Source organism: Pseudoalteromonas sp. P1-25 (assembly GCF_001401805.1).
Taxonomy (GTDB): Bacteria; Pseudomonadota; Gammaproteobacteria; order Enterobacterales; family Alteromonadaceae; genus Pseudoalteromonas.
In genome coordinates this window covers 1-254 of the sequence record NZ_LKDW01000126.1, presented here as the reverse complement: position 1 = coordinate 254, position 254 = coordinate 1, and the positions used below count along the sequence as shown (strand labels likewise).

The following is a 254-nucleotide window of genomic DNA, read 5'->3' as shown; positions in this document are numbered from 1 at the left end:
ACAGCTGAGGATACAGTTGAACTTGATAACACCGCAGCGATCACAACCAGCATTGATAAAACCGCCGACGGCGTGATTAATGGTAACGGTGAAAGCGCCGCCATGGTCGTGCGTGGCACGGTGAGCGATGTGGAAGACGGTCAAACCGTGACGGTGATCATCAGTGATGGTACAAACCAAGTTGAAACAACGGCGCTTGTGCAAAACGGTGAGTATGTTACCGATCCGATTGATGCAAGCGCACTAAGCGACGG

The 254-nt window shown here is 52.0% G+C and carries 1 protein-coding gene; it reads left to right on the top strand.

Annotation, left to right across the window (positions count from 1 at the left end; translation table 11 throughout):
• Positions 1-254 (top strand): hypothetical protein (locus AN393_RS20335; RefSeq protein ID WP_161804181.1); only part of this gene is annotated, 254 nt, incomplete at both ends.